The organism is Mycobacterium sp. (assembly GCF_049673265.1).
In the GTDB taxonomy this organism is placed as follows: Bacteria; Actinomycetota; Actinomycetes; order Mycobacteriales; family Mycobacteriaceae; genus Mycobacterium.
In genome coordinates this window covers 1-4236 of the sequence record NZ_JBATXN010000177.1, presented here as the reverse complement: position 1 = coordinate 4236, position 4236 = coordinate 1, and the positions used below count along the sequence as shown (strand labels likewise).

Below are 4236 nucleotides of genomic sequence, written 5' to 3'. Positions count from 1 at the left end.
ATGATCGGCGGGACGGTCGTGCTGATTCCCTGGATCGTCTATCTCTCGTTCGCGCTGCCCGACGTTTACCTGGTGCACGACTGGACCGCGACCTGGGTCGGCTTCGACCTGCTGTTGCTCGCTCTGATGGGGGCGACCGTCATCTTCGGCCTGCTGCGTCGTCAGTTGATGCTGCTGACCGCGTTCGCGACCGGCGTGTTGCTGATCTGCGATGCCTGGTTCGATTTGATGACGGCTGGCCCCAGCGACTTCCCGGTGTCGGGGCTGACCGCGGCAGTGGGCGACCTTCCGCTGGCCGCGGTGCTTATCACCGGCACGCTGCGACTGTTCAAATTCAGCGCCATCCGGATGTGGCTGCTAGAGCCGCACACCCCACTGTGGCGGCTATCGCTGCTGCCGTAAATCTTTGACACCCGCGGATGCCGCTGGATCGTATGAGGTTGATATGCAAGACAATACCTCGACCTGATCCGGTGTTACAGTTGTGGCACTGTGACTTCCAGCGGGAAGCCGAGAACGACCCGGCTGGGCTTCGTGGCTTGTCTGGCAGTTTCGATCTGTGTCCTGATCAGTGCAATTGGCTGTGGCATAGCACGATTCGAGTTTGCCGCAGCCGACGCCGCAGCTATAGCGCCGCTGCGGACAACTGTTGACGAAGCCGAACGAACCGACCCCAAATCAGCTTCACCATCAGCCGCGTACAAGACATTCGACCCCGGTGTGCGCTCGATCGTGCGAATGCGCTCTTCGGGCAACGATTAAGCCTTGAGCCGATGTCAGTCGGCCGACTCAGAAGGCCCGTCGGCCAACAGCTTTCGGAAACCATCCTCGTCGAGGATGGGTACGCCGAGTTCGACGGCCTTGTCGTACTTCGATCCGGGGGAATCGCCGGCGACGACGTAGGCGGTCTTCTTGGACACCGAGCCGGCGGCCTTGCCGCCGCGCGCCACGATGGCCTCTTTGGCGTCATCGCGGGAGAAGCCGGTCAGCGAGCCGGTCACGACGATCGTCAATCCCTCCAGCGTCCGGGGCACGCTGGCGTCGCGCTCGTCGGCCATCCGCACGCCGGCCGCGCGCCATTTGTCGACGATGGCCCGATGCCAGTCCACGGTGAACCACTCGGTCACCGCGGCGGCGATGGTCGGGCCGACACCCTCGACCGCGGCCAGCTGCTCTGTCGACGCCGACGTGATCGCATCCAGGCTGACGAACTCGGTGGCTAGTGCGCGCGCAGCTGTCGGCCCGACATGGCGAATCGATAACGCCACCAGCACCCGCCACAGCGGCTGCTTCTTGGCCTGGTCAAGATTGGTCAGCAGCCGCTTGCCGTTGGCCGACAGCGCGCCGCTTTTGGTAGTGAACAACTCGGTGCGCAGCAGGTCGTCTTCAGTCAGGCCGAACAGGTCACCCTCGTCGCCGATCACTTCGGCTTTCAGCAGCGCGACGGCCGCCTCGTAGCCGAGGCCCTCGATGTCGAAAGCACCGCGACCGGCGACATGAAATACCCGCTCACGCAACTGCGCCGGGCAGGCCTGCGCGTTGGGGCAGCGAATGTCGGCGTCGCCCTCCTTGGCCGGAGCCAACGGGGTGTCGCATTCGGGACACGTTGTGGGCATGACGAATTGGCGTTCGGAGCCGTCGCGTAGATCGACGACGGGACCCAGCACTTCGGGGATCACGTCGCCGGCCTTGCGGATCACCACCGTGTCACCGATCAGCACACCCTTGCGCTTGACCTCGGCGGCGTTGTGCAGGGTGGCCAACCCGACCGTGGATCCGGCAACGGTGACCGGCGTCATGAACGCGAATGGCGTGACCCGCCCGGTGCGCCCAACGTTGACTCGGATGTCGAGGAGCTTGGTCTGTACCTCCTGCGGCGGGTATTTATAGGCGATCGCCCACCGCGGTGCCCGCGAGGTGGATCCCAGCCGGCGCTGCAGCGCCACATCGTCGACTTTGACGACGACGCCGTCGATTTCGTGGTCGACATCGTGGCGGTGTTCCCCCCAGTAGGCGATTCGGTCGAGAGCGCCCGCAGCGTTCTTTACCCGCGTGGTGTGCTCGGAGACCGGCAAGCCCCAGGCACCCAGCGCCAGATATGCGTCGTGCAAGGTGGGTGGCCGGTACCCCTCGATGTGTCCCAACCCGTGGCAGATCATCCGCAGCTTGCGACGCGCGGTGACCGCCGGATCCTTTTGCCGCAGCGATCCGGCCGCACTGTTGCGCGGGTTGGCGAATGGCGCCTTGCCGTCTTCGACCAGTGCGGCGTTGAGCGCTTCGAAATCGGCGACCCGGAAGAACACTTCACCGCGCACCTCGAGCACGTCGGGTACCGGGTAGTCGTCGCTGGCGGTAAGCCGCTGGGGGACATCGTCGATGGTGCGCGCGTTAAGCGTGACGTCCTCGCCGGTGCGACCGTCGCCGCGGGTCGAGGCCCGCACCAACCGTCCGTCGCGATACACCAAAGCCAATGCGACACCGTCGATCTTGAGCTCGCACAAAAACGGCACCTTGTCACCGACCTCGGCATGGATGCGCGCCGCCCACACGTCGAACTCGTCGGTGCTGAAGACGTTGTCCAACGACAGCATCCGCTCCAGATGCTCAGCCGAGGTGAAATCGGTGGCGAAGCCTGCGCCGCCGACCAGTTGGGTCGGTGAGTCGGGCGTGCGCAGCTCAGGATGCTCGTCCTCCACGGCGGCCAGCCGGCGCAGCAGCTGGTCGAAGTCCGCGTCGGAGATGATCGGCGCGTCGCGCACGTAGTAGCGGAACTGGTGTTCGCGCACCTCGTCGGCGAGTTCACGCCAAAGTCGCCGGCCTTCGGGCGCGACAGGATCAGCTTCTGCTGAGCTCACCTTGGCAGGCTATCGGAGGACGCCGACAGCTCAGTCCTCCACATAGGCACGCAGCCGGTCGATGGCCTCGTCCCAACGACGTGAGAGCTGGTTGAGGTAGTCGCTGGCCTGGGCCAGCGGCTGGGTCTGCACGGTCCAGATGCGTTCCCGGCCGCGCCGGCTGCTGCTGACCAGCCCCACCGCCTCCAGCAATTCCAGGTGCTTGGTGGCCGCCTGCCTGGTGACCGGAACCGCCTCAGTCACTTGGGAAGTCGAGCTGGGGCCGCCGTCGCACAACCGGACGACGATGCGCAGCCGATTCGCATCGCCCAGTGCATCAAAGACGGGGGCCGCCGCGAGGGTCGCCGTCACACCCGCTGCTCCAGCGACAGATACTTTCGCACCAGCTCGACCTGCTTGGCCCAGCCGCCGCTGTTGGCCTCGAACGCCGCCGACCGCCGCGCCGCGGGGATGGCCTCGAACCCGGATTCGACGATGGTCAGCAACACGCCGTGCGGTGTGGGCGACAGGGTGAACTCGACCAGCGTGGTGGGCTCGGCCGCATAGTCCACGTCGGCGTCGACCGCGAACGGATGCCAGCGGTAGGCGAACCGTCGCGGCGGTTCGACAGCGACGATCTGCCAGATGGCTTTGGCCCCGGCGTGCGGCCGCTGCAGCTCGGCGACCTCCTCGTCGACGGTCGTGCCGGTGATCGTCGCGGTGACCGAGGTCCCGGCGACGAAAGGCCCGTCGATGCGGGCACCGAACCAGCGCCCGAACTCCTGCGAGTCGCTGATCGCACGCCACACCCGCTCCATCGACGCGCGCAACTCCACCTGCTTCTCGATTCGATCCATGCTCATATGCAACCTCCTGGTTGCTTATCAGTAGACCATGCCTCGAGGTTAATATGCAACCTTTTAGTTGCGCTTTTAGATGGCGTCGGGATCGCTGGCGAAAGCCTCCGCCGCGCGCCGGGCCAACCCGATGGCGGTGCGCGCCCATTGCGGGGTCGCCGCGACCAGCCCGCACGCCGGGGTGACGCCGATGCTTTTCCGTAGCGCTGAGCGGCCGAAGCCGAGCCGGTCGGTGATCGCCACGACAGCGGCGGCAACCTGCTGCGCCGACGGTGCCCGGGTCGGGGCGCTGGACGACACGACACCGAACATCACGGCGCGGCCCGACGCGACGAATTCCGCGACGGCATCCAGATCGGCCGCCTCAAGCGTCGCCACGTCGACCGAGACTGCTGCAATGCTGCTGCGCTGCAACACTTTCCACGGCAGTGCCACGGCGCAGCTGTGCACGGACACCTCTGCGCCCGCCGCGTCCGCGCAGGTGTCCAGCAGTGAGGTGGCCAACGTCTCGTCGATGGGGGCCACCGGGCTCAGCGCGGTGACCC

Annotated in this window: 4 protein-coding genes and 1 pseudogene; 1 reads left to right on the top strand and 4 read right to left on the bottom strand. The window is 66.2% G+C overall.

The genetic code is table 11. The annotated features are described in order from the left end of the window. Window positions 1-402 (top strand): hypothetical protein (locus WBF82_RS06130; protein WP_424382185.1); only part of this gene is annotated, 402 nt, incomplete at its 5' end. Window positions 403-776: 374 nt separating this feature from the next. On the opposite strand, the gene ligA is transcribed toward WBF82_RS06130, so the two are convergent. The 4 genes and pseudogenes from ligA to WBF82_RS06110 all read right to left on the bottom strand — a co-directional run. Then, entirely contained in the window at window positions 777-2855 is a 2079-nt protein-coding gene (ligA, locus tag WBF82_RS06125; RefSeq protein WP_424382184.1) for an NAD-dependent DNA ligase LigA, read from the bottom strand. Window positions 2856-2885: 30 nt separating this feature from the next. After that, the gene (locus tag WBF82_RS06120) at window positions 2886-3206 is read right to left on the bottom strand and encodes an ArsR/SmtB family transcription factor (protein WP_424382183.1); all 321 of its coding nucleotides are present in this window, start codon (window positions 3204-3206) and stop codon (window positions 2886-2888) included. Then, window positions 3203-3697 carry an SRPBCC family protein gene (locus tag WBF82_RS06115; RefSeq protein WP_424382182.1) on the bottom strand — a complete coding sequence of 165 codons (495 nt, stop codon included), beginning with the start codon at window positions 3695-3697 and terminating at the stop codon, window positions 3203-3205. Before WBF82_RS06115 ends, WBF82_RS06120 begins: the two co-directional genes overlap by 4 nt. 69 nt (window positions 3698-3766) lie before the next feature. Further along, window positions 3767-4236, bottom strand: a pseudogene (locus WBF82_RS06110) (methionine synthase); the annotation flags it as partial.

Coding starts and splice junctions, on each gene's coding strand:
- WBF82_RS06115 (WP_424382182.1), bottom strand. CDS start 3,697: ATGAGCATGGATCGAATCGAGAAGCAGGTGGAGTTGCGCGCGTCGATG.